This window comes from Bradyrhizobium sp. 155, from assembly GCF_023101105.1.
In the GTDB taxonomy this organism is placed as follows: Bacteria; Pseudomonadota; Alphaproteobacteria; order Rhizobiales; family Xanthobacteraceae; genus Bradyrhizobium; species Bradyrhizobium canariense_D.
The window spans coordinates 3,033,152-3,057,787 of sequence record NZ_CP064704.1 but is presented as its reverse complement, the minus strand read 5'-3'; the positions used below and the strand labels follow the sequence as shown (position 1 = coordinate 3,057,787).

The window sequence follows — 24,636 nt, the reverse complement described above, 5'->3', positions numbered from 1 at the left end:
AAGAGCTGATCAGACGTATGCAAGATCCGCGGAAATCCTGCCCCGCCAATTGGCAGTACCGGCAAGTCCGCCCCGGGGCTGGCCCCCTGACGTTTCACGACAGCCGTCCAAAGAACCACCCTGGCCATCAAGTAGTCGGCTCCAAGAGCTTGCCGGTTCACGGGAAAATGGCATGATCTTCGGGAATGAACCAAGATCAGCAGGCATCTGACCCATAGGTATAGAATCGGATCATGCGCCCCGCGCGATCCCTTAGTCGTCACGGCTCGGCAGCGGGGCCGTGACCGAGCAGATGGACGATCCTCGCATGCTTGATGTCGCCTCCCTGACGCTGCCCATTACCGCTGACGATCCCTGCGGACCGGATCTCGACGCCATCGGAGACGTCCAATATCTGAACTTCTTCGCAGGTGCGGAATCCCTGCTGCCAATGTCGTTCTTCGAGGTCGTCAATGCCAATGGGGAGCGTGGACGCTTCGATCCAAAGGCAGTCGATTTTGCCGGCCAATTTGCCGCTGCACAGCCCCTCCTGGCGCGTACCCGCGATCTGCGCCTAAACCTGCTGCTCGCGAAGTTTTCAATCCTCAACCGCGATCTCGACGGCTTTCTTAACTGCCTGAGGGCGACCAACTTGCTGCTGCGCGAGCAGTGGGAAGCGGTACATCCGAGGGGTGAGAACGGCGACTACGCGCTTCGGGCCGTCACGGTCGAAGCAATCGACGTGTTTCCGACCGTGATCAACCCGCTCCAGTTCCTCCCCCTGATCGAGAACCGCAGACACGGCAACCTCAACTACCGTGCCTATCAAATCGCGCAAGGCGAAATTCCCGCCGGCGATGCCGACGCCGACGGGCTCGATCTCGCGACTATCGAGCGCATCGTCAGCGAGACGGATCTCGATACTCTCAAGGCAATCAGCGCGCGGTGCTCCGCGGTCGCTGCTGAAATCGCAGGTATCAAGGCGACCTGGCGTGAGAAGATGAATTCGGGGCAACCTATCAGCCTCGACAGGCTCTCCGGCTTGGTTGACGGCATGGCTGCATGGCTTGCGGGTCTTGTCGCATTGCGTGATCCGGTGGCGATTGCCGCAACTGCGGAAGATGCCGGTCCCGTCGATACGCAGGTGCCGTTGGACGCAACCACGATGTTTGCTTCATCTGCACAGGCGTCCGCAGCGCTCGGCGCAGCGGCCGCCTATTTTGCCCGAATGGAACCATCCAACCCGGCGCTGTTGCTGGTACGTCAAGCGCAGGAGATGGTCGGCAAATCATTTATTGAAGTGATGCGGATGCTGGTGCCGTCCCACGTGGAGAGCGCTGCCATCAACATCGGGCGGGACAAAGTCTTCGACCTGCCGATCGAACGGATGGCGGAGCTCGCGACCCCGCTCTCATCAACGACGGATGAGAGCGCCCAAGATATTGTTTTTTCGGTGGAAAATAGAGCGCAGGCCTTGGGTCTGCTGACGAAGGTGGCGTCGTTTTTCCGAACCACGGAGCCGTCCAGCCCGATCCCCTTTTTGGTCGATCGCGCGCGCGACCTCGCACAGCGGGATTTCCTCAGCCTTTTGAATGATGTCCTTCCTGAGGGCGCTCTCAAGACAATCGACAAATCGTATTGAACCACCTTTCTCTCGAAGGCACTAACTGGACATAAGGATGTTTTGCCGACCGCAAGTTGAGACGCCTTAGTCAATCTGCGTCGTGCAATTTGGCTTCTGATGCGATTTCGCAGGGAGGGGAACCATGGCTACTGACAGCGGTCAAAAATTCATTCGACGAAACCGCGCACCACGCGTGCACATAACATACGAGGATCCTTACGATGCCGAGCGGCTGATCGAGCTGCCGTTCGTCATGGGCGTCCTCTCCGACCTCTCCGGCAATAATCCCGGCATCGAGAAGTCTAAGGTCGAGGAGCGTAAGTTCCTCGAGTTCGATATGGACAATTTCGACAACCGCATGGCCGCAATCCAGCCCGGCGTGACGGCGCGCGTCGCCAATCGCCTCAGCGATGGTTCCGACGAAAAGATCTCGGTCAACTTGCGCTTCAACAAGATGGCAGACTTCACTCCTGTGGCAGTCGCCCGCCAGGTGCCGGCCACCGCCAAGCTGCTCGAGGCACGCGAACAACTCGCCAACCTGCTGCGCTACATGGACGGCAAGGTGGCCGCCGAGGACCAGCTGAAAAAACTTCTCGCCGATCCTCAACTGATGGCAGCGCTGCGGGAACGCGCGACAAGCCAGTCGAGCGAACCTGGCACCGAGAGCTAAGGAAGGAATGGGGACCATGGCAAAAGAAGCTGTTCACACAGAGAGCCCTACCCAAGTCAAAACCGTCGAAGCTGATGAGTTTGCCAGCCTGCTAAAGCAAAGCTTCAAACCGCGCACTGAACGTGCAGCGACCGAAGTCGAAAACGCCGTATCCACGCTCGTTCAAGAGGCGTTGAAGGACACAAGCGTCATAAAGTCGGACGTCCTCGACACCATCGAGGAGATGATCGCGCGGATCGACCAGAAGCTGACCGCGCAAATGAACGAGATTCTTCATACACCTGAGTTCCAGGCAATCGAAAGTGCGTGGCGCGGTCTCCACTACCTCGTCTTCAATTCCGAGACCGACGCCAACCTGAAAATCCGGGTGATGAACGTCTCAAAGAACGAGCTGTATCGAAATCTGCGGCTTTATCCCGATGCACGCTGGGACCAGAGCCCCCTTTTCAAGCAGATCTATGAGTATGAATTCGGCCAGCTGGGTGGCGAGCCTTTCGGCTGCCTGATCGGCGACTATTATTTCAGTCACCTCCCCACCGATGTGCAACTGCTCCGCGATCTCAGCAAGATCGCCGGCGCCGCACACGCCCCCTTCTTCAGCGGCGCCGAGCCGACGCTGATGGGAATGGACTCTTGGACCGAGCTGTCCAACCCTCGGGACATCGGCAAGGTGTTCGACACGCCGGAATATGCCGCATGGAAGGGACTGCGCGATCAGGACGACTCGCGCTATCTCGGCCTGTGCATGCCGCGCGCGCTCGGCCGCCTCCCCTACGGCGCGAAATCGGAGCCCGTGGAAGAGTTCGCCTTCGAAGAGGAGACGGACGGACACACCGGCGACAAATACGGCTGGATCAACGCCGCCTACGCAATGGCCGTCAACATCAACCGCGCCTTCAAGGAGTTTGGCTGGTGCACGCGCATCCGCGGTGTGCAGTCCGGCGGTGAAGTTATCAACCTGCCGACGCACACGTTCCCGACCGATGACGGCGGCGTCGACCTGAAATGCCCGACCGAGATCGCCATCAGCGATCGCCGTGAGCACGAACTTGCGAAGGCGGGCCTCATCCCGCTGATCCATCGCAAGAACACCGACAAGGCGGCGTTCATCGGCGCTCAGTCGCTCTACAAGCCGAAGAAGTATTTCGGCGAGAAAGGCGTGGATGCCACCGCCTCTGATAACCTGTCGTCACGACTGCCCTACATGTTCGCTGTGTCTCGCTTTGCGCACTATCTGAAGTGCATGGTTCGCGACAAGATCGGATCCATGAAGGAGAAGGATGAGCTGACGGTCTGGCTGCAGACCTGGATCAACGAGTACGTTGATGCCAATCCAGCCCTGTCGTCAGAAGCTCAGAAGGCGCGCAAGCCGCTGGCCGCTGCGAAGGTAGAGGTCATAGCAAACGAGGAGAACCCGGGATATTACAACGCGCGCTTCTTTCTTCGTCCACACTTTCAGTTGGAGGCGATGGACGTCGGCCTCAGTCTGGTTTCGCGCCTTCCCGGCCCCGGCTCCTGACGCCGCAGCATCGCAACCGTAACATGCAGAAATTTGAAAGGACTATGCTATGGCTGTCGACATTTTCCTGAAACTCGATCCGATTAAGGGCGAGTCGCTGGACGACAAGCACAAGGACGAAATCGATATTTTGAGCTGGTCTTTCGGCGAGAGCCAGTCAGGCACTTTCCACAGCGGTTCGGGCGGCGGTGCCGGTAAGGTCAGCATCCAGGACCTGCACTTCACGCACTTCGTCGACAAGGCCACGCCGGAGCTTTTCAAAGTCTGTGCGAACGGCAAGCACATTGATACGGCGATCCTCACGGTGCGCAAGGCGGGCGAAAATCCGCTGGAGTATCTCAAGATCGAGATGAAGCACATTCTGGTCACGAGTGTATCGACGGGCGGATCGCACGGCGAAGATCGCCTCACTGAAAACGTGAGTCTGAATTTCGCCAAGGTCAAGATGACGTACAAGACCCAGACGGAAAAAGGCGGCGCTGGAGCGGCGCCGGTGTTTGGCTGGGACGTTCCCGCCAACAAGGAATGGGCCTGATCGTCGGCTTCTGCTTGGCGTTGGTTGCGATTAGCTGAGCCGGCGCCGCACGGTGCGATTGCGTTGACGTCTCGGCGGGAGCGGTTACGAGCACGACCGCCTGCCGAGGCGACAACCATCCTGGAGACCAGCTGATGCTCCGCGAAAGGGCATAGCGGGCCCGGCATCTTGGGGAAGGTAAATGACCATTACTCCAAAGAGGGATCGTCTCTCTCCCCCGCTAATGCTGGCCTTTCGCTTGGCTCATGAAGCTCGCGATGCGCGCAAGAAGCTCAATTTGCGCGATGAATTCGGTGAACGGGTCATTGCCGGACGGCGTAGCGCCGGCCGCTTTCCCATCTCGGAAACGCTGTTGCGGCGGGAAATCTCTCATGACCTTGAAGCCCTTCTCAATACCATTGCTCTGGAATCGACTTTGGATCTGAGCGACCGGGATTGCGTCCGGAGATCGATCTTGAACTACGGCTTCCCCGATATCGCCCACCGCTCGATCGACGAGGTTACGGACGACGAACTCACCGACGCGTTGCGCGAGACGCTAGCGACCTACGAACCCAGACTCGACCGCAAGACGATTCGGGTTCGTCGCGACGGCTCGGTCGGCCCTGAGCAGCTGAAGCTGCGCTTCATCGTTCACGCCGACCTCAAAGCTGAGCCGCTCAACGTCCCCGTGGAATTTGTCGCCGACGTCGATCTCGACAGCGGCGACATCCAGATCAATCGACTTTAGCATGAATCGCGAATTCCTCGATTTCTACAATCGTGAACTGTCATTGCTGTACGAGCAGGCGGGAGATTTCGCCGAAGAATATCCAGGTATCGCAGAGCGCCTCGGCGGCCTGATCCGAGACCGCTCGGACCCGATGATCACGGGACTGCTGGAAGGCGCTGCCTTTCTTGCCGCCCGCGTTCAACTCAAGCTCAAGCACGAGTTCCCGGAATTCACTGCAAACCTGCTCGAGCAACTGGTACCGAACTATCTTGCGCCGACACCTTCGGCCATGCTGGTGACCGCACGGCCACCCTATGCCGACCCGGCGCTGCGTGACGGCAGGAAGATCGCGCGCGGCGCCTATTTCGACGCGACCTATCGCGAGAGAGAGCGAAGTCTTTCCTGCCGGTTTCGACTTTGCCGCGACATCGTGCTCTGGCCATTTGACGTCACAAGCGCCGAGTATTTCTCGACGGCGGGCGCTCTGCAGGCGCTTGGTATCCCGATCGACAGTGACGTCATCGCGGGGCTGAGGCTATCGTTGACCCATCGTAGTGCGGCCCGGCTCGAGGACGAGCCGCCGGACGCGGAGGCTCGGACCAAGCCGGAAACGTGGTTCGCAGGCTGCCGCGTGAGCGAGCTTCCGATCTACCTGTCCGGTGCGGAATCCGACGCCATCGCGCTTTACGAGCAGTTGATCTCGAATTGCAGGGGGGTCTACTTCCGGCATCTCGACGACTTTGGCGATCCGGTGGTGACTCGTGCCCCCCATGACAGCGTGCAGCAAATTGGTTTCGACGAGAATGAGTCTCTATTTCCTAACGATAACCGGATCTTTCGTGGCTCGGAATTGCTGCGTGAATACTTCATGTTTCCACGCAAGTTCCTCGGCATTACCCTCACCGGACTTCGCGGGGTGATGTCACGGCTGCGCAGCAAATCGATCGATATTGTCTTCGCATTCGATGAACACAGTTCACGATTGGCCGCCTCGGTGCGCCCCGAGACGTTCAGGCTCTATACCGCGCCGGCGATCAATCTGTTCGAGAAGACGAGTGACCGTATTCCGGTCAAGTCGAATACGCACGAGTACCATGTGGTGCCAGATCGCAGCCGCTATCTGGAATACGAACCGCACCAGGTGCTCGAAGTCTACGCACACCTTCCGGCAGAGAAGGATAAGCGCCCCGTGCGCCCGCTATATTCGGCCGCCGTCGACCGGAGCGGCGGGTCGGCCGACAGGCTTTATTTCACTGTGCGCCGCTTGCCGCGGCGCCGCACAGTGGAAGAAAAGACATACGGCGCCTCCTCAGACTACACCGGGACGGACATGTTCCTGTCACTGCTCGAGCCCGGTGAATTGAGCGGCAAAGGCTCTGTCGCCGAACTGAGCGTTCGGGCTCTCTGCTCCAATCGCCATCTCACGGAGCACTTGCCGGTCGGCCAGGGCGGCGCCGATTTTCGTTTGCTGGACGACACATCTCTTGATCTGATGTGCGTCGCTGGTCCGACTCCGCCGCGCGAGCCGGTGGTGGCCCAATTGCGCAGCCGCAGCGAAATCGTCAACAGCGGCGTTGTCAGCTGGCGGCTCATCAACATGCTCAGCCTCAACTATCTTGGGCTCGTCGAGCGCGGTGGCGGCAAGAACGCCGGAGCGCTGCGCGAGATGCTGTCCTTGTTCGCCGACCAATTCGACGACGCCACGGAACGCAAGATCCGCGGCGTGCGCAGCATAGAAAGCCGCCCCATCGTGCGACGCGTGCGTGAGCGCACCGGCAGCGGCGCAGCACGTGGCTTAGAGATTATCGTCACACTCGACGAGAAGGCATTTGAGGGCAGCGGCGTGTTCTTGCTCGGGGCGATCCTGGAACGCTTCTTTGCCGACTATTCCGGCTTCAACACCTTCACCCAGACGGTCATCTCGACGCCGGAGCGCGGCGAGATCATGCGATGGCCGCCGCGCATGGGCACGCGGAGACCGCTATGACCCTGATCGACCAGATGAAGGCCGAGCCCTGGCGTTTCGATTTCTTCCATACGTTACGCCAGTTCGAGCGCGCCAACCCGGATCGACCGCGGATCGGTGACAGTGCCGCGCGCCGCGACGAATATGTCGACCTCGGCCAAGTGCCTTATCTGGAGTTTCCCGCCTCGAATCTCGCGGCCGTGGACGACCAGAGTGGCCGGCTCAGGATACTCGTCAAATTTCTCGGCCTCCTGGGCCCGCAGGGCGCCCTGCCCATTGCCACCACCGACGAAAGCCTCAGCTGGTGGCTGATGCGGGATGACGCTTTCCCGCGCTTTCTCGATCTGTTTAACGGGCGCTTCCTGCAACTCTTCTTTCGTGCCTGGGCCGACGCGCGCCCGATCGCGCAGCACGACCGCCCGGCGGACGATCGCTTCATTGCCTATGTCGGCTCCTTCGCCGGCTTGGGCACCGATGTTTTCGCCGATCGCGATACCGTTCCGGACATGGCGAAGCTCAGCTTCGCTGGACTGGTCGCGCCAAGGGCGAAGTGTGCATCACGGTTGACGCGATTCCTGCAAGGACTGTTCGAGGTCAAAGTCGAGATCGACGAATTCGTCGGCACTTGGCTCTCGTTCGACCCAAGTCACTGCAGCCGGCTCGGCGGAACGCATGCGAGGCTCGGTCAGGACGCCCTTCTGGGCTCGCGCGTGTTCAGCGTCGAGGACAAGATCAGAGTTCGGGTCTTTGTCAGAACATTTGCTCAGTACGAACAATTCCTGCCGACCGAAACACCCAACCTGTCGGAGCCACTGGCCGACGCCGTTTTCTTCTATGTCGGCGACGAATTGGAATGGGAGGTAGAGCTCGCCATTCCTGCCGGAGAGGTTGTACCGGTCAGGCTCGGACAAAGTGGTCGACTTGGATGGACTTCTTGGGTCTCGCCGAACTGGGCCTCCACAGAAGAATATCGCCGCGATGCCCGCTTTCAGCTCGGGGAGCGATTGAGATCCCGCCGGAGCGCCGCAGCCAATGCCACGGCGATTTGAACCTATCCATAGTGCTGATCGCCTAATGCTATGGAATTTGAAGCCAATTCCGCATGATGACAAGCATCCGCGGAGGAGTTGAGCAGGAGGAGCCGCCGTGACCGACATCAGCATTGAAGCTGTAACGGGCAAGCTGAACCGGGCCGGCTATGATGCCTTCATACAGGCCCTGCGCCACGCAAAGAGCGCCGGCAATCGCAACGTCGAGCTTGCGCACTGGCTGTTTCATATTCTGCAGCAGGAGGGCAACGATCTCAGCCTCTCGGTCGATCACTACAAGCTCGACCGGGCGCGCTTATTGTCGGACCTGGCCGGCGTGATCAGCGGCTTTTCTAAGAACGAGACCGACATGCCGGGCGTCGCGAATTCGGTCATCGATCTGCTCGATCGCGGCTGGCACTATGCCACACTCTTCTTTGGCGAGACCCAGATCCGCACCGGTCATCTGCTCGTTGCCGGCCTGAAATCGAACGATATTCGTCGCACGCTGAACAACCTCTCGCGAGAATTTGCCAAGGTCAACGTCGACGCACTGGCGGCGGAACGCCGCGCTGTCTGGACCGGCTCCGACGAGGAGGACATGCGGCCGATGGACGGATCGGGCCTGGTTGGCGCCGGCACGGAAGGCGCGGCCCAAGCTGGTCCGAAGGGCACGACGCCGCTCGACCGGTTCTCCCAGGACCTCACTGCCAAGGCTAAATCGGGCGAAATGGATCCGATCCTTGGCCGGGACGAAGAAATCCGCCAACTGATCGACGTGTTGATGCGTCGGCGGCAGAACAATCCAATTCTCACCGGCGAGGCTGGCGTCGGCAAGACCGCAGTTGTCGAAGGCTTTGCGCAGCGCATTGCCGCCGGCGACGTGCCGCCACCGCTGCGCGGTGTAAGGCTCTGCGCACTCGACATCGGCCTGATGCAAGCCGGCGCCTCCATGAAGGGCGAGTTCGAGCAGCGCTTGCGGTCGGTGATCGACGAGGTCCAGAGCTCACCTACTCCCATCATCTTGTTCATCGATGAGGCCCACACACTCATCGGCGCCGGCGGCGCCGCCGGTACCGGCGATGCGGCCAATCTCCTGAAACCTCCCCTCGCCCGTGGCACGCTTCGTACGATCGCCGCCACCACATGGGCGGAATATCGCCAGTACATCGAGAAGGATCCCGCACTCACCCGGCGCTTCCAGCCAATCCAGATCGATGAACCTGATGTGGAGACCTGCTGCATCATGCTTCGCGGACTTCTCGGTCCGATGGAAAAGCACCATGGCGTTCGCATTTCGGATGCTGCGATCGTCGCAGCAGTCAACCTGTCCCACCGATACATTCCTTCACGGCAGTTGCCGGACAAGGCGGTCAGCCTGCTTGATACAGCCTCGGCACGCGTAGCCATCAGCCAGAGCGCGACGCCGGCCTTGATCGAGGATGCACGCGTGGCGATTGCCGCTCGTGAAGCTGAGAGATCTGCGCTCGTCAGCGACGGCGACCTTGGGATAGAGGACAACGAGCGCATTGTCGCGATCGACAACGACATCGCCGCACTGAAAGACAAGCTGACGAACCTCGATGGCGATTGGGCGGTCGAGCAGGAGCTCATCAAGGACATCCGCAGCATTCGTGAAATCCTGTCCAGGCCCAAGGAAGGCGAAGATCCGGCTGCCAGGCGCGCGGAGCTGCGCGGCAAGTTCGACACACTTGAGACCATCAATCCGGAAAAGCGAATGGTCTATGCCCATGTAGACCAGCAGTCGGTGGCGTCCGTTGTCTCTGATTGGACCGGCATCCCGGTCGGCCGGATGATGCGCGACGAGATCGAAACCGTGCTGAAGCTACCGGAGATCCTCAACCGCCGCGTCGTCGGCCAGTCCCATGGGCTGACAATGATCGCCAAGCGAATTGAGACCAGCCGCGCTAAGCTGGACAACCCGTCGAAACCGATCGGCGTATTCATGTTGGCTGGCCCATCCGGTGTGGGCAAGACCGAAACCGCCCTGGCGCTTGCCGAGACTCTTTATGGCGGCGAGCAAAACATGATTACGATCAACATGTCAGAGTTCCAGGAAGCGCACACCGTCTCGACCTTGAAAGGCGCACCTCCCGGGTATGTCGGCTATGGCGAAGGTGGGCGCCTCACCGAGGCCGTCCGGCGCAAGCCCTATAGCGTCATTCTGCTCGACGAGGTGGAGAAAGCTCATCCCGACGTCCATGAGATTTTCTTTCAGGTATTCGACAAAGGAACCATGGAGGACGGCAACGGGCGACGGATCGACTTCAAGAACACTTTGATCATCCTTACCACCAACGTCGGCACCGATATGATCATGGGCCTATCACGCGATCCAAAGTATCGCGACGAGCCGGAAGAGCTCGCCAGGATGCTAAGGCCGGAGTTGCTCAAGGTGTTCCCAGCGGCGCTGCTCGGACGCATCGTCTCGATACCGTACTTCCCGCTATCGGACGAGATGCTGTCCGGGATCGTGCGTTTGCAACTCGACCGCATCGGAAGGCGCCTTCGCGACAATCATAACGCGACCTTCGGTTATGACGACGCGGTCGTCGAGCACATTGTGTCGCGCTGCAACGACCCCGACTCCGGTGGGCGAATGATTGACAACATCATCACCAACACCCTGCTCCCCGAGCTGTCGCGCGAATTCCTCAGCAAGTCGCTCGCCAAGGAAGAGGTGAAGGAAGCACGTGTCTCGATCGACAACAACAAGTTCGCATATTCGTGGAATTGAGCACGATGAACATTCAAACCGAGCATCGTCACCCAAACATCGGTCCAACGCCATACGACGAGGTCTACTACCCGGGCCATGTTTATGGGCTTACTCATCCCAACCATCTTGCTACCATGGCCGCCGTTTACGGCATGCAGCCGGCGCCGGTCGAGCGTTGCCGGGTGCTGGAGCTTGGCTGCGGCGTCGGCGGCAACCTGTTGCCGATGGCCTTTCAATACCCGAACAGCGAATTCGTCGGTGTCGACCTGAGCGGCGTGACGATCGAGCGCGGTCAGAACAATGTCGCTACATTGGGCCTGGAGAACATCAAGCTTCTCCACTGCGACATCATGAATGTCGATGCAAGCTTCGGACGGTTCGACTACATCATCGCGCATGGCGTGTATTCCTGGGTGCCACCGGCGGTGCGCGAGAAGATGATGATGATCTTCAAACAGAACCTCGCGCCGCAGGGGGTCTGCTACGTCAGTTACAATGCGCACCCGTACTCACATATGCGCGACATGGTCCGCGACATGATGCGGTATCACACCCGCCGCCTCACCGGCATGAAAGAAAAAGTAGGACAGGCCCGCGCAATCTTGAAGTTCTTGAGCGAGGGATCGAAAGCCAACTCGGTTCACGGCGCGATCATGCGCGATCAGTACAACCGCGTCCTCAAGGCGCCCGACGAGCTGTTGTTTCATGACGATCTCGACGAAGGCGCCGAGGCCTTCCTGCTGCACGAGGTTGTCGAGCTTGCAGGCTCTCATGGCTTGCAATATCTAAGCGACGCCGATTTCTCGCGACGCAATCTGGCGGGCTATTCCGAGGAGGTACGCGCGACGTTGCAACGCTTCCCGGAAACCGAGTTCATGGCACGCGATCAGTATCAGGACTTTATCGACGGTAACGGCTTTCGCCGTACCTTGCTCTGCCACGACAACGTCTCGCTCTCCCGCCAGACCGACCTCGATTTCGTCACCCGGTTCTATTTGCTGAGCACGACGAGCCCGGTTGATCCGGACGCCTGCGTAACGGACGATTCAGCGATGGAATTCGAAAATGAGGACGGTAGCAGGATCACGGTGACCAATTCGCTCTTGAAGGCGGCGCACCTATGCCTCGGCCGCGCTTGGCCTCGCGCGCTGTCATTTGACGAATTGCTCGATGGGGCGCGAGTGCTGCTTGGCGGCGGGCAGGCAGATGATGACCAAAAGGCGTTGACCGAGGCGATGTTTATCCTAGCTTGCAGCGGCGAGGTCTCGTTCCTGCTGTCGCGTCCCTTCTTATTGACGGAAGCGACCGAGCATCCGCAGGCGAGCCTGCTCGCGCGAAAACAAGCGCAAACAGGTCCGCTCGTCACCAATCTCCTCCACCAAACCGTGCAGTTGGAGGACGACCGAACCAGGGATTTCCTGCAATTGCTCGATGGTACGCGGACTATCGACCAGATCACGGCCGAAATGACCGAGAAATTCGGCCCGACCATCCAGGTAGGTCAGAAGGATCGTGCCAGGAAGCCCGCCGAGCCGCTGCTGCTATCAACGCGAGAAAGCGTTCAACGCTCGCTTGCGATGGTCGGCAAGCTGGGCTTGCTAATCGCCTGACGCGCTCATGTGCGCCGGGCACCGTGGAAGGAGTGGCGGAAGGAACCAGAAGATCTGCTACCTCCCGAAACAGGCGAGGTGCCCATCACTCAGCCATCGTGGGTGTACTGCTGGCCGAGCAGCCATCCGGTGAGAATACCACCGGGTCCGCTGGTATAGACCGGATGAAGGCCCACGCCGGCGCGCAGCATCCGCCATTCACTCTCGCCGACCCAGGGAATGCCAGGATCGCCCTTTTGGTATTGCGACAGTAACGTTTTGGCGACCTCAGCGGCATTGGCGTAAATCGGGCCGTTGGCCCAGCGCGGCCGCGGGAGGCCGGTCATGCGGCAATAGAGCGCCGTGCAGACGTACGCGGACGCCTCTTCGGCATTGGCGTCGAGGCCGGTACGCAACAGATCGTAGGCTGCATGCAGGCTCTCATGGACGATATAGGCTCCGTCCATCCGCCCCGCCGCCGACACGACCTCCAGCGTGTTCGCAGCGACCGCTGTGCCGTCCGCCCTGGTTCTCGCCACATCGTTATATTGTGCGGCAACGCCTGCCGCGAGATCCGTCGGAGCCCTGACGGTGACCCGCCCCAACCGGATCGCGCGGGCGACGTGATGGAACGTTTGCGGCGCAATCGTCACGTGGCTGCCGCGGATCGGAAATCGGAAACGAATGCGTGCTACCGCCGGCCCATTGAGTATATCCAATACCCTGCCTCGCAGTGACATCTGATCGTCCTCGCCGCTTAAAGTACCCCCTGCATAGTGGTCGCCGATTCCAGTTGGCGGGTTCAAACTGCATCGGTGCTGGGGCAATAGGGGTTTGACTCTTGCCGTAATTGGCATGGGGCGTTCGGTAACTTCATAGAACGAGCAGACATTGAACCCGAACCCGTTCGGGCGAGACCAATCTGAGGTGAGGATTGCCACGGAGGGCGCGCCATGACGACGACCGATCCGACGACGACCGACACTTACCGGAAGATCGCGGCGCGATTGACCATGCTGCGACCGCAGATCGATTTGAAGAATTACTTTGCCGGCGCCAACCCGAATGTGCGCCTTTATGACGAGAAGCCCTACATCCGACACCAACTCGAGAAGTATGGTGTCGCTGCCGCGACGACCACGCTCGACGGCGTCACCTTCCTGCCCAAGGACTGGGAAGAGCTGATCAAGAAGCTGCGCATTGCCAAGACGACGGACGGATTCGACGCATTCGCCGAAGGGCAAAGCCCGGAAAAGGCGTCGCATTGGGCTCTCGATCTGTCGATGGCGGCAACGATCGGCAAGGGGTTTCGGGAGATCTGGCGCCCAAAGCTGTCCGACAAGCCACTCTCAACGCGGGATCTCCCGGGCCGGCACGGCTTCGGGCTCGGACGCGACCGCGGACAATGGAGTGATGCCTACAGCTCGCAATTCGGCAAAGACCCGCAGCCCCAGGACATCACCTCGCTGCATTTCGCAGTAGCACCCGACCGGGTGAACGTGCACATCGACGAAACAGGCTTCGTGTTCGAGGGCGTGGACGGTGCCCTTACGGTCGGGCCGAACTTCATGCACCACGCCGGCAATGAGCTGTTCTGGAAGAGCAACTCACATGTGCCGCGTTGGGCGGCCGAACACATCGACTTGATATTGCCGAACAGCGCGAACGACTTTTCGCGCGTGGGCGTTTCGGTCGACATGTACCAGCGCAAAGATCTGCGCGTCACGGTCACCGGCTCCTGCGGAATTTTCGGCGGTTTCGAGTGCTCCGGAACCGTGAGCGAGCGGCACGCATGACCTGCTAGGCTCGAGGTCAAAAGGCCGACGCTAAAGCGGGGATTGCTGGTTCGATTGTCCACGCCTCCAAGCTACGAATGAGGCTCCTCCCTAGCCTACCTGTTCGCGGTCCGAATGAATGGAACCATCGAACCGCCTCAAGGTAACGGCGACCAATGAATATTGGTGGCAAGAGTAGTTCTGCAGGACTCAGCAAGGGAGGTCCTTACATTGCCGAACCAGGAAAGGCCCTTGAAGCCTGTCGTCGCAAGCTACGTACCGCCAGCGGGAACGCGACATGCGGTGGCGGCAGGCGAGACCTGGATATCCCTCGCCAAGCGGATCGGCATCGATCCATGGGACCTCATCGAGTTCAATTTTCCGGGCATCAAGCTCGTCAAACAGCGCGATTTCCAACAAGCCACAAGGCAGGTGAACTGGTACCTAGCCGAGTATGTAGGCTGCCGCGCGATATCGCCCGACCGCCAGAATTTTGCGTTTTCTTCCGGTACGACCGGCGGGAAAGGTGGATGGAAAGGCGGCTTCATCTATCTACCGCCAGGTACGCCGCCTCCCCCGCCGATTGCGCCCATTCCACCGGTTGCGCCCACACCAGTGGCCCCGATCCCACCGGCATGTGAAGGAAGCCGACCCGACTTCGCCCGCGTGCTGGACGTCAGCGAACGGGATTTCGCGCGCAACGTCTTTGGCCCGACCCTGCCGCCGTGGGAGACGATCGCGATTACCAACGGCCTGGGAGCAGGCGGAAGACCGTGGACGAACGACGGACCGTTCTTTAGAGGAAGCAATCCCATGGTGCCGAGCATGCGGTATGCCATCAATCTTGGCAATGTCGCGTTCAGTAACCTGGCATCTCCTAGCCCCACCTTCGGCCTCCTGTGCGACAACTTCGGTCGAATTTGCGACCTCTTCGTGCACGAAATGACCCATGTGTGGCAGGCGTTCAACGATTCGAACTGGACGATGGCGCGCTCCTTCTGGGCGCAGACAATCGGTGCCGGCTACGAGTACACGCCCGGCGACTCCTGGGACTCATACAACGTCGAGCAACAGGCACACATCGTTGAAGATTGGCACAAATACAAAATCAGTTTGCCGATGCTTGCCGAGGAACGCTATCCGTACGTCCGGCTCGTGATCCGATCTGGACGCCTCACTTTTCCTCGCGGGCTGGATCTGGCGGCATTGAAAAAGGACCTTCAAGATCTGCGCGCAAGGCACCTGGAGTAGGTCCGCCGCAAGGGAGTGGTCGGGAGCTTACTCAAGTGATGCACCAACACGCCGATAATTCGACGCGGTGCGGTAGCGCATTCTTCCTCTCTCCGAGAGTAGTTTTACGACTTGTCCAGCGTGCTGGTCAGCTTCATAGCGCAAGCACACGGAGAAGAATTGCGCGGCCGCCATGCGACAGGCAATCGACGTCCTGGCAGACTGTTTTCTGCGTCGCTAGCGCGCGGCGCATAGCTCGCGACAACCGCGGTCAGAATAGCCTGGGCTCGACGTACAATTTGCTCGCCCTCGCAGCCGCCGACGAAATCCAGACCGCAAAATCATCGATCGAGGTTCAAATCTACACTAAGCAAACTCGACACCAGCACATTGCCCCGCATGGCGAATTTCCGGTGTGTTGCCGGGCTCAACCGGCGAGCAACGATCCGGATGATTATCCCGGCGCGGTGAACCGGCGCGACACTATTGTGGATTAAGGTTGGGGAAAGCTTTAGCAAGCTTCGCACAGTCCTTGCAGGATTCCGGTGTATACGCGGCGCAAAGCTTCATGATCGTTCCTCGGAGGGGCTTCAACCTGGTCTGCCCTTACGGGCTTTCAACGGGCGTGGGGACGAGTAAGATGCTGTCTCGTGGCCCGGAGGCGGCATGAGCCAGCGCAAGTTCATGGGACTTGTCGGCGGTGCGACAGCATCAGGGCCGGGCATTGCGCTAGCGAGCCAGCGATCAGCCAACGCAGCCGCCGAGCCCGGTTACGATGATGAGCAAGAATTCCCACTGATCATCGCGAACATCCCCGCAACCCCTCGTCAAAAGGCCTGGGCGGTGGGTGTCGCCGTCTTGCTCATCGTCCTTGCAGCGGTCATCGCGCCGTTCGCCCGGATCCAATTGGGCCAGATTAATGGTTTCGTTCCAGTGTTGCAGGCGCGTTGGCCTTGGCCGAGTTCATCACGGCAGCCCTGCTATTTGCTCAATTTTCGATCCAGCCTCAACGGGCACTTCTCGCACTGGCAAGCGGATACGTTTTCAGCGGATCATTCGCATTCTTGCAAACGCTCGCCTTTCCGAACGGATACGCTTCCGCGGGTGTCATTGGGGATGGACTGAACAGCCCAGCTTGGCTTTACGTGCTATGGCACGCAACGTTCCCCGCGGCGATTTTCGGCTACGGGTTCACGAAGGATCATTCCGCCGGCGGCAGACCAGGCAAACCTGCAACAGCCGCGATCATAATAGTTGTCGGGTGCATCGGCGCCGCCGTGGCAGGACTGACGTGGATCGTGAACGCGAAAGCCGAATGGCTTCCTAATTTCTACGTGAACGACGTCAGGCACCAGACCCCTCTCGGCAATCAGGTCAACCTGATGCTTTTGCTATGGAATCTGACTGCTCTCACCGTTTTGTTTGCACGCATGCGCACCATTCTTGACCTCTGGCTGATGGTGACTTTGCTCGCCTACTTGCCGAACTTTCTGGTAGCAATCATCGGCAGCTCGGTTCGGTTCACCATCGGTTGGTACGCAGCACGCGGTTTCGTTCTCGTCGGCAGTTGCATGTTGCTGACCGTATTGCTCATCGAAACGATGTTTATCTATTCGCGCCTTGCCAGCGTCATTGCCCTGCAACGACGCGAACGAGCGAACCGGCTTCTCAGCATCGACGCGGTCACTGGCGCGATCGCCCACGAGTTAAGATCGCCATTGGGGGCCATCTCGCTCAATGCTGCGACAGGCCTGAGTCACCTGCGAGCTGCCCCCCTTGAACTGGAGGACCTCGAGAACATCCTGTCTGACATCGAAGCGGACAGCAGCCGCGCCGCTGACATCATATCGAACATTCGCGAGATGACAATCAAAACGGCGCAGGGCGGCGCTTCAGCAAACGTCGAGGATGTCGCCGAGCTTGCGCTGAGACTGTTGAGGCACGATCTTCTTGCCAATGGCGTAACAGTAATTACGGAGTTTCAGGGCAACATTCCCCCAGTCGCTCTGGGCGGCACTGAGCTTCAGCAGATTGTCCTGAACCTCTGCAAAAACGCGCTTGACGCAATGAGTTCTGTCCCCGCCGATCAACGACAGCTCCGTATGAAAACCAGCCTTGATGGTGGCGCAACGGTCCATTTGTCCGTAGAAGACTCCGGCACCGGCATCACACCCCGTCACCAAGAGCGCATCTTCGATCCGTTCTTCACGACGAAACAAGGCGGTATGGGGTTGGGGCTGGCCATCTCCTCCAACCTGGTCGGAAGGTGCGGTGGAAAGCTGAGGCTGGTCAAATCGGACGTCAGGGGCTCCGTTTTCGAGCTGGAAATGCCCGTCTCCGCCCCCGCTTCGGTGCAATGACGGTACGGGACCGTCACGACCATTCCGCCTTTCGCGCGCGCTCACTTCAGAGAGATCATGATTGTGCTGAGATTAGCGGCGAATTCCACCCCGGCTTTTGGTCCCTGCAGCACCATCGTGACCCCTTTGTCGTTGCGCAGCTGAGCGCCATTGATGCCGCCGATCAGGGCGGCCCCGCCACCGACCGAGCTGTATGCGCCGGCAAAATCGCTGACCTCTCGAATGCCTGAAGCCCCGCCCTCGAGCCACCCAACGGTAGCGCCGACGGTAAAACCGAAGCTTACCCCGCTGATGCGGAACGGATGATGGCGGCCGCGATAGGTCAGCACGCCGCTCCCAGCGCCACCGCCCACGAGCAGTCCCGCCTTTACGATCTTGATCCGGACCTGCGCGGATGCCTGTGCAAACGACGGGGTCGTCGGGATAAGGAGTGCGAGCAGCACGAGGCGTGCCAAACGCCAAAGAAGCACACGCAAGATCTGCGTGCGTCGCTCAGGGTTTTGCACCATCCAGCTTCTTCCAGGTCTGGTCCGGATCGAACGCGCTGATGCGGGAAACGAGGACCTTGGTCCGAGGCCCGAGATCCTTCTGGTAGACAACGCCCGCATGGTTGACCAGGAAGGTCATGACGCCGGAATTGCCGTACTCGGCCGGCCAGGCGACCAGTGCGAAACCTCCGATCATCTTGCCGTTGACGACATAGTTCAGCGCGCCGCCTGGCGTGTTCGATCCCTGCCCCTTCAGGATGCGGAAATAGTAGCCATGATAGGGCGCCGGCCCCTCCTCGGCCTTGTAGCCTTCGGCGGAAGCCTGCGCCGCCAATGCACCGAGCGGGCTCGGGTCGCTGTCGTCGCGCCAGAACAACCCGTCCTTCTTGCCTGCGCTGCTGACGATGCGCTGCGCGTACACGCCAGTACCCTCACCGCGATCCTTGTCGGCGTATTCGTTCTCGGCATCGACAAAGGCGAGACTGGTCTGGATCGCGTCGAGTTCATTGCGGCCGATGCGGCGATACAGCACCTCAATGCGGCCTTCGGCGGTATCGAATTCCCAGCCGGTCCTGGTGTTGACGAGCGGAATCGGGAACGGAAAGTCGTCCGGACCCAACATCAGCACTGCCTTCCTGTTACCTTCCGCCTTGATCGCATGCTTCGCATCATACATCGAGGTGAAGCGTTTCCGGATGTCGACGTCGGCGACCTCGTCGCCGGAGGAAACGATGTCCTCGGCAGCGCTGCCGAGGACTTTCAGGATGGCCCGGTCCGGCCCGCTTTTCACGGCGGCAGCGAGCGCCGCTGCCGCATCCTCCGGTGTCGGATAGGACTGCTGCGCAAGGGATGGCGAGCTCAGGAGCCCCACCGCAATAATGGCCGGCAAGATGGCGAGACGAAGCGACTTCAAACCCATCATGGCGTCACCTCGCCAGGAATCCGCGCGCCGCTCTCGAGCCAGTCGCGATAGGTACGGAATTTCAGACCGAGCTTTTCGTAATAGACCCGGAGATAGCCGTCGGCTCCGCGGGTGACGGCTACCGGCTTCACGTCCTCGACTTCTTGCGCAATGACGCCGACATAGGCCTTGTCGCTGCCGATATAGCTGAAGCGGTAATAACCAAGACCGCTTGCGAGATGGCCGAGCAGAACGACGTCATGCTTCAGCGCGATATCGGAACGCCGTCCGCCGCCACCACCACCACCACGGCCTCCGCCACCCTGGAAGCCTCCGCCGCCGCCTCGGCCGGCGAAGCTCGCACCTCCGCCACCGCCACCGCGCGGTCCCATGCTCGCCATGCTCGCATGACCACGCGCCGATGCTGCGGCCGCCGAGCGGCCCGACGACACGTTCAGCACGCTTCCGCTACCACCGCGGTTCGCGGCTTTGGCGCCCCCGCCCTTGGCGCCGCCGGCTTTAGGGCCAGCACTCTTTGCGCCGGCATTCTTGGCACCACCGCCCTTGGCCGCGCGATCGCCACCGCCTTTGGCGCGATCGCCTCCCGCCTTGGCGCGATCCCCGGCGCCTTGACGGTCGCCACCTCGGTCGCCAGCGCGATCTGCCGCACGATCCCCAGCGCGATCTGCGCCACCAGGCCGATCCTGTCCCGGCTTCAAGACTTGCTGTCCGTCGCGGCCGCGGAAATCCATGCGGTCGGCGGCGCCGGCCTTCAGATTGCTATTGCCGAAGCGCTGCTGAACGTTGGCGTTGTTGTAGCGTACCCCTTGGCGATGCGACGGATTGTGCTGCCAGCCAGTTCCGATGTTGGTGGTGCGGTGATTGATATAGACGTTGCGGTTACCCCAGTTGCAGCCGCCGCCCCAATAATTGCCCCAGCGACCGATAGCCCAGGCTGTGCCGAACGCGAGACCCGCCGCGACGACGCCTGCGCCGATGTAGGACGGGTAGCCGAAGTAATATGGTGGATACTCGGTGTAGGGCCACGCGCCGTAGACCGTCGCAGGCTCGTAGTACGGCACGTACATCGTATCGGGAACCGCCGGCTCGATCACGACCACCTGCCTGCTTTCCTCGGTCTTGACGCTCACCTTCTGCTGCGTGGTGGTCAGCAGCTTCTTGTTGTCATAAGCCTTGGTCCGCAGCCGCTGGACCGCATCCATCACATCCGATTGCTGCGCGAGCACCGCGTCGCCCAGCACCTTGGTCCAGTCGAGCTTGTCGCTCATCATGGAAAGGACCTCAGCAGTCGAGGCCAGCGCCTTGGTGCTGTCATCCCACGGCTGCTTCTCGACTTCAGTCTTTAGGGCATCACCCCTCAGAGTCTTGTGCTCTTTCAGCCAGCGATCGGCCTGAACGACTTCCAGAGGATAGGTGGATGCCGCCAGCACGTTGGCAAGCAACTCGTCGGGATAGAGCGCGATCGGTGCGACCAGAGCTTCGAGCTGCTCGGGCTTGAGCATTTCGGCAGCCGCCCGCGGCTGACCCGGCGTTTGGGCTTGGGCACCTGAGGCGGCCGAAGTGTCCGCAGTTTGGGCTGCCGCGGGCACGGGCGCCAAGAGCAGGACCATCGCGATCAGAGTTCTACCGCAACGAAGCATCGCGTCCTCCCTTGAACCCTCATTGGGCCAAGCATCTTGGACGATCAGTGACCTTTATTGATCAAGATCAAGGAACAAGGAGCTCTCTCGAAGTCCGCGCTATACATTCCACGGCGGCCCGACGTTTGATCCGGTCGAGATCCGGCCGCGCCGCTCAGGCGCTGGAGCCCGGGAGCGCGGACAGCAAAACCCGGCGATCATGAATCAGGCTCTGAAGGCGATGCGCCGCGACATTCAAGGTCGTGACATCGAGCGCATTTTCGTCTCCTGCCGCGGCTTTGGCCTGCTGAGCCTGGAGAACCCGGTCGATTTCGGCCTCGATATCGGACAGTTCGGCTACTGCCTCCGCCCTGCGTATCCGCACACCCAACGCATACAGCAAGTCCAGCCCCCGTTCGGCCTTCGATGGATCGCCTACCCGAAGGAATTTCCAGGCAGCCGCCAGTACCGAGATGAGGCCGCCGAAAATCATGGGCGCGAGAAAGATGATGTTTCCCCATTCGTCCAGAAAGCTCTGCTGCGTTCCGTTGTAGAATGCCGCGGCGCCGGGATGAACCGGGAGAAAGGCGTCCGAATCCGTGCTCGGCGCGGTCATTTGAGAGAGTATCGGCAATTCGCCGAGCAGGTCCCTGCGCGCCTTCATCAGCGCGTCGGCCAGGCTGCCCGCCACCTCTGCGCTGAGCTGCTTTTGCGCGACCACATAGAACGAAACCCGCAGCGTGGTAAGATCCTCGCTCGGGACAGGCGGCGAACCGCGCAACGTGCCCTTCGGGACATCGAAGCTTTCATAGGCGCGCTGCTTTTCCGCGATGGCACCAGCCGCCTCGACGGGAAGGAGGACCGGCGCGGTCTTCGGCGTCTGCAGAAAGAGACCGCGCAAGAGGGCCAGATACTTTTCGGCAAGAGGAACGACGATCAGAATCGCCCGTACCTCCTTGGCATCGAGTGCCCGCCGCGCGTCTGCCGGTTGGAGATTGCGGAATGTCACGTTGGCGCGTCCGAGGCCGTATTCGTCGCTGAGGACGTCGACGACCTTGCGATTTATCTCGCCGCCGATCACGCCGACGCTGGTGCGCTTCAGACCAGCGATTTCGGTAATGGAGGAGCCCGGCGGCGCAACCAGCAGGACAACGGCGTGGGCGAGAACCACGATAGCCTGCGCCTGCGATAGGTCGCCGACGTCGCCGCGGACGACAGCAAGCTCGACCTTTTCCGCCGCATACTGCTCGGCAGCATCAACCGCGTTGGTCGTTTCCACCAGTCTGAGCCGGACCGGGGCGTTCACCACGGCAAGCCGGCTCGCCAACGCCGATACCAGACGCGTGGCTTCGCCATCCAGCGACCCGACCGCGATGGTCAGCGTCGTCGGGTGAGAGTACCAGCGGTAGCCGAACAGGCCCGCTCCAAGCACGAGCACAACAGCGCTGGCGACAATGAAGGAACGAAGCCAGATCGGCATTTTTGCAGGGACCATGTGGCCCTCATAGTGAATATGCGCTGGGTGGTCGGACTGGCTCATGATGCCAGACCGGCTCAACTGAGGCGCATCGCCGAACCGAAGTGCGATTCAAACCAAAGCGAAACCGGTCAGTGCCCGCTCAGCACCAGCGTCTTGATCGGCAGCAGCAGCGCCTGAATCCGCAAGAGCATGGCGTGCACGAGGCCGACACCGTCGACAACATGCAGAGCGACGGCCCGACCCGTGCCCGTCTCCTTCGCGGATATCTCCTCGTGATTGCTGGTATAGGCATTGACGATGCAGCTGCTACCCGGCGTCACGCCTTCGAGGCCGCCCTTGTAGAGGGGCTCAAGGAAGGCCAGGATCGTGCCGGGCCGCCCGACGTTCTGCGCCTCGATCAGCTGCTCACCGCTTCGGAACTGGCCGGCTGCGATGTAATCCTGAACACTGGTGACGACCATGGGAATGATCACCCACGGCTTCGAGATGCAGGTTGCTTCCGCCACCATGCCGACCTTCATCACCTGTGCCTCGATCTGACCAAAGCCGGCCTGCAAGGCGCGCCGGCCGGCGCCGTCCGGAACCAGCACGCCGGCCGGCCGCATCAGCTGATTGACGACATCACCGGTGCGGACCAGGAATTGCTCCACGCGGCCATCGACGCCGGCGCGAACGAAGGTCTTGTCCAGATCGACCTGCGCTTCGGCCAACGCCGCCTGGGCGCTCGCTTTTTCAGCCGGCAACAGGGTTGAAAGCCGCAACGTCGCCGACGTCTTGGACGCAGTGGCCGAGTCCACACCAGCCTGCCGCTGGTTGACCACGACCTGTAATTTCTCGATATCGCGTTGCGGGACGATGCCGGGGTTGCGGCGCTGCAATTCCGTCTTCACGTCCAACTCGTCCTTGGCCTGCTGAAGGCTGGCCTTGGCTTCCTGGATCTGCGCTTCGGCCTTGACCACGTCGTTTTCCGCGCTTGTCATCGCGGCATCGACCTCAGCGATCTTGCGAGTGGCCGTCTCCAAAGCCGCCTTTTGCTTCGAACTGTCCAGCCTGAAAAGTACGTCGCCTTTCTTCACTGCCTCGCTGTAGCCGACATTGACTTCCGCGACGCGGCCCGAACCCTCGGGCAGGATCGGCACCGTGCGGAAATAGAGCGTGGCCGAGGTCGTCGACGGATGAAAGTAGAAGATCATCGTGATCAGAGAAATCGTGAGCATCAGGCAGCCGGTGATGCCCCATCGCAATTCGTACCAAATGGAAAAGAACGTGATCTCTTTGCCGAAACGTTTGCCTTGGGCATAGCGGCGGTAGAGGTAGTCCGGCAGGATGGTCAGAAGAGAGCAGAACATGAGCTCAAACATGGCTGTGTTCCTTCCCCTTGACGATCGGCTTCTCGACCGGCGGCAGGATTGGCAGTTCGGGCTCGCGGCCCTCACCGGGCGCCGCGTCAGCGATTCTCTCGACCGAGCCTGCGATGCTCCGCAGCGGCGTGCCGAAATCCGGTAGGTCGATCATCGCGAGCAGAAGACCGGCCACCCAGAAAATGTGCATGTGCGTAAAGAGCGAGATGATGCCCAGCACGGCCACGATCTCGAACTGCAGCTTCTGCGACTTGTGCGCCATTCGTTCGGGGAGGCTGTGCAGCTTCCAATAGAGCGTACCGACCCAGAGCACGCTGCCGATCAGGAAGATCCCCATCACCACCATCAGCACGTCCGTGCCGCTTCCCGGCGCGAGATAGAACGGCAGATGATGCGGGGCCAACGGGTGAATTTGCTCGGTCAACGGTAGCTCTCCACCAAAAGGAATGAGGGCAGTACGCGCTCTAGACAACGACCGTGGCAACGCAGGCGAGAAATTGATTGATATGAATCAAAGGTCCGAACGGCGCGGAACCTAGCCTAGCCCTGACTCTACCCCACAGCAAGCCAGGAGCTCGTCAGTCATGCCCGGCATCGATGATCTCATCCCCCACGCCGCGCAAATCCGCAAGGAAGCGGCGCTCGAAGACACTAAAAAGGCCGAAGAATATGTGCGCCTCGCCGCCGCCGCCGAAGCCGAGAAGCGCGCCCTGATCGAGCGGCTGAGCAAGCCGTCCGGCAAGACCAAGGAGGAGAAGATCAAGCTCGCCTCGACCATCATCCAGCGCGCGGTTCGCAACGGTCTGACCGAGGTGCAGGTCTACCGCTTCCCGAACACCCTGTGCACCGACAAGGGCCGCGCCATCAACCAGATGGAGGGAGGATGGGAGAAAACGCTGACGGGAATTCCAAAAGAGATATTCGAGCTCTGGACCGAATACCTCAAGCCGCGCGGCTACCGGATCGGCTATCAGGTCATCGACTTTCCTGGCGGCGTGCCCGGGGATATCGGCGTCATCATTTCGTGGGGCGACTGATC

The 24,636-nt window shown here is 60.5% G+C and carries 21 protein-coding genes; 14 read left to right on the top strand and 7 right to left on the bottom strand.

Features of this window, described 5'->3' with window-relative positions:
- Nucleotides 1-307: 307 nt before the first annotated feature.
- From IVA93_RS14840 to IVA93_RS14800, 9 genes are all read left to right on the top strand, one after another.
- A complete protein-coding gene (locus tag IVA93_RS14840) occupies nt 308-1,621 on the top strand; it encodes a type VI secretion system protein TssA (protein WP_249808161.1) in 1,314 nt (437 codons plus the stop codon).
- Nucleotides 1,622-1,745: 124 nt separating this feature from the next.
- Nucleotides 1,746-2,273 (top strand): type VI secretion system contractile sheath small subunit, encoded by a 528-nt coding sequence (gene tssB / locus IVA93_RS14835; protein ID WP_026233414.1) that lies wholly within the window; start codon nt 1,746-1,748, stop codon nt 2,271-2,273.
- A 16-nt stretch (nt 2,274-2,289) separates the two neighbouring features.
- Nucleotides 2,290-3,792, top strand: coding sequence for a type VI secretion system contractile sheath large subunit (gene tssC, locus IVA93_RS14830; RefSeq protein WP_018457634.1), 1,503 nt, complete (start codon nt 2,290-2,292; stop codon nt 3,790-3,792).
- Nucleotides 3,793-3,841: 49 nt separating this feature from the next.
- Nucleotides 3,842-4,327 (top strand): Hcp family type VI secretion system effector, encoded by a 486-nt coding sequence (locus IVA93_RS14825; RefSeq protein WP_018457635.1) that lies wholly within the window; start codon nt 3,842-3,844, stop codon nt 4,325-4,327.
- A 181-nt stretch (nt 4,328-4,508) separates the two neighbouring features.
- Entirely contained in the window at nt 4,509-5,057 is a 549-nt protein-coding gene (gene tssE, locus IVA93_RS14820; protein WP_026233415.1) for a type VI secretion system baseplate subunit TssE, read from the top strand.
- 1 nt (nt 5,058) lies between these two features.
- Nucleotides 5,059-7,026, top strand: coding sequence for a type VI secretion system baseplate subunit TssF (gene tssF, locus IVA93_RS14815; RefSeq protein WP_018457637.1), 1,968 nt, complete (start codon nt 5,059-5,061; stop codon nt 7,024-7,026).
- Nucleotides 6,990-8,054: a type VI secretion system baseplate subunit TssG gene (tssG, locus tag IVA93_RS14810; RefSeq protein WP_018457638.1), complete on the top strand. Its 1,065-nt coding sequence runs from the start codon at nt 6,990-6,992 to the stop codon at nt 8,052-8,054. The genes tssF and tssG overlap by 37 nt, the downstream gene beginning before the upstream one ends.
- Nucleotides 8,055-8,151: 97 nt before the next feature.
- A complete protein-coding gene (tssH, locus tag IVA93_RS14805) occupies nt 8,152-10,791 on the top strand; it encodes a type VI secretion system ATPase TssH (RefSeq protein WP_247485943.1) in 2,640 nt (879 codons plus the stop codon).
- A 5-nt stretch (nt 10,792-10,796) separates the two neighbouring features.
- On the top strand, nt 10,797-12,383 hold the full coding sequence (locus IVA93_RS14800) for a class I SAM-dependent methyltransferase (protein ID WP_247789841.1): 1,587 nt from the start codon (nt 10,797-10,799) through the stop codon (nt 12,381-12,383).
- Nucleotides 12,384-12,472: 89 nt separating this feature from the next.
- Here IVA93_RS14800 and IVA93_RS14795 read toward each other — a convergent pair whose 3' ends face one another.
- Nucleotides 12,473-13,081: a hypothetical protein gene (locus IVA93_RS14795; protein ID WP_231190730.1), complete on the bottom strand. Its 609-nt coding sequence runs from the start codon at nt 13,079-13,081 to the stop codon at nt 12,473-12,475.
- Between the two features lie 234 nt (nt 13,082-13,315).
- Here IVA93_RS14795 and IVA93_RS14790 point away from each other — a divergent pair, with 234 nt between their 5' ends.
- From IVA93_RS14790 to IVA93_RS14775, 4 genes are all read left to right on the top strand, one after another.
- A complete protein-coding gene (locus IVA93_RS14790; protein WP_247789840.1) occupies nt 13,316-14,158 on the top strand; it encodes a hypothetical protein in 843 nt (280 codons plus the stop codon).
- Nucleotides 14,159-14,389: 231 nt separating this feature from the next.
- Nucleotides 14,390-15,388, top strand: coding sequence for a hypothetical protein (locus tag IVA93_RS14785; RefSeq protein WP_198293380.1), 999 nt, complete (start codon nt 14,390-14,392; stop codon nt 15,386-15,388).
- Between the two features lie 278 nt (nt 15,389-15,666).
- Nucleotides 15,667-15,864, top strand: coding sequence for a hypothetical protein (locus tag IVA93_RS14780; RefSeq protein WP_157643029.1), 198 nt, complete (start codon nt 15,667-15,669; stop codon nt 15,862-15,864).
- Nucleotides 15,865-16,320: 456 nt separating this feature from the next.
- On the top strand, nt 16,321-17,727 hold the full coding sequence (locus IVA93_RS14775; protein WP_247789839.1) for a sensor histidine kinase: 1,407 nt from the start codon (nt 16,321-16,323) through the stop codon (nt 17,725-17,727).
- Nucleotides 17,728-17,768: 41 nt separating this feature from the next.
- On the opposite strand, the gene IVA93_RS14770 is transcribed toward IVA93_RS14775, so the two are convergent.
- From IVA93_RS14770 to IVA93_RS14745, 6 genes are all read right to left on the bottom strand, one after another.
- Complete coding sequence (locus IVA93_RS14770; protein ID WP_247789838.1) at nt 17,769-18,236, bottom strand: hypothetical protein; 468 nt, start codon at nt 18,234-18,236, stop codon at nt 17,769-17,771.
- Nucleotides 18,220-19,137, bottom strand: a complete 918-nt coding sequence (locus IVA93_RS14765) for a DUF2950 domain-containing protein (RefSeq protein ID WP_247411351.1) — start codon at nt 19,135-19,137, stop codon at nt 18,220-18,222. The genes IVA93_RS14770 and IVA93_RS14765 overlap by 17 nt, the downstream gene beginning before the upstream one ends.
- Complete coding sequence (locus IVA93_RS14760) at nt 19,134-20,777, bottom strand: DUF3300 domain-containing protein (protein WP_247541810.1); 1,644 nt, start codon at nt 20,775-20,777, stop codon at nt 19,134-19,136. The genes IVA93_RS14765 and IVA93_RS14760 overlap by 4 nt, the downstream gene beginning before the upstream one ends.
- Before the next feature lie 154 nt (nt 20,778-20,931).
- The gene (locus tag IVA93_RS14755; RefSeq protein ID WP_247368086.1) at nt 20,932-22,251 is read right to left on the bottom strand and encodes a TAXI family TRAP transporter solute-binding subunit; all 1,320 of its coding nucleotides are present in this window, start codon (nt 22,249-22,251) and stop codon (nt 20,932-20,934) included.
- A 113-nt stretch (nt 22,252-22,364) separates the two neighbouring features.
- Nucleotides 22,365-23,597, bottom strand: a complete 1,233-nt coding sequence (locus tag IVA93_RS14750) for an HlyD family secretion protein (protein WP_247362291.1) — start codon at nt 23,595-23,597, stop codon at nt 22,365-22,367.
- Nucleotides 23,590-24,000 carry a hypothetical protein gene (locus IVA93_RS14745; RefSeq protein WP_018458147.1) on the bottom strand — a complete coding sequence of 137 codons (411 nt, stop codon included), beginning with the start codon at nt 23,998-24,000 and terminating at the stop codon, nt 23,590-23,592. The genes IVA93_RS14750 and IVA93_RS14745 overlap by 8 nt, the downstream gene beginning before the upstream one ends.
- Nucleotides 24,001-24,181: 181 nt before the next feature.
- Here IVA93_RS14745 and IVA93_RS14740 point away from each other — a divergent pair, with 181 nt between their 5' ends.
- Complete coding sequence (locus IVA93_RS14740; RefSeq protein ID WP_247789837.1) at nt 24,182-24,634, top strand: hypothetical protein; 453 nt, start codon at nt 24,182-24,184, stop codon at nt 24,632-24,634.
- Nucleotides 24,635-24,636: the final 2 nt, after the last annotated feature.